This is a genomic window from Streptomyces xylophagus (genome assembly GCF_000716435.1).
GTDB classification, from domain to species: domain Bacteria; phylum Actinomycetota; class Actinomycetes; order Streptomycetales; family Streptomycetaceae; genus Streptomyces; species Streptomyces xylophagus.
This window is the reverse complement of sequence record NZ_JNWO01000160.1, coordinates 1-386: the sequence shown is the minus strand read 5'-3', so window position 1 is coordinate 386 and position 386 is coordinate 1. Positions and strand designations below refer to the sequence as shown.

Annotated in this window: 1 protein-coding gene and 1 pseudogene; both read left to right on the top strand. The window is 67.9% G+C overall.

Annotated features, from left to right (window positions below; genetic code table 11):
• Positions 1–191 (top strand): annotated as a pseudogene (locus tag OO70_RS50785) (hypothetical protein); the annotation flags it as partial.
• Positions 192–207: 16 nt separating this feature from the next.
• Positions 208–384 carry a hypothetical protein gene (locus tag OO70_RS55225; protein WP_158711699.1) on the top strand — a complete coding sequence of 59 codons (177 nt, stop codon included), beginning with the start codon at positions 208–210 and terminating at the stop codon, positions 382–384.
• Positions 385–386 lie beyond the last annotated feature (2 nt).

The following is a 386-nucleotide window of genomic DNA, read 5'->3' as shown; positions in this document are numbered from 1 at the left end:
GGACCGTGGTGGTGGCCAACACCTCGGTCACCGCGGCCACCGAGGTGTTCGCCACCACCCAGACCCCCGGAGGCGCCCCGGGCGCGGTGTACTGCTCCGCGCGCACGCCCGGGGTGTCCTTCACCCTCACCTCGACCTCGGGCACCGATACCTCGGTGGTCGGATATCACCTGATCGAACCAGCGGCGTAGACAAGGGACCAGCGGCATGACGACTGACGAGCAACTCGACGCGAGCCTCGGGGAGCTGAAGCGTGCGGTGCGCACGCTGGAGGCCACGGTGAAGGCCATAGAGAAGCGGATGAACCTGATGTACACCGCGGCGCTACTGGTCGTGGGTGCGGTCGGGGGCCCCAACGCCGTACAGGCAATCGTTGGCCACTGAGA

What these genes read in the sequence shown, in the direction of transcription:
- OO70_RS55225 (WP_158711699.1), top strand. Translation starts at nt 208, where the DNA reads ATGACGACTGACGAGCAACTCGACGCGAGCCTCGGGGAGCTGAAGCGT.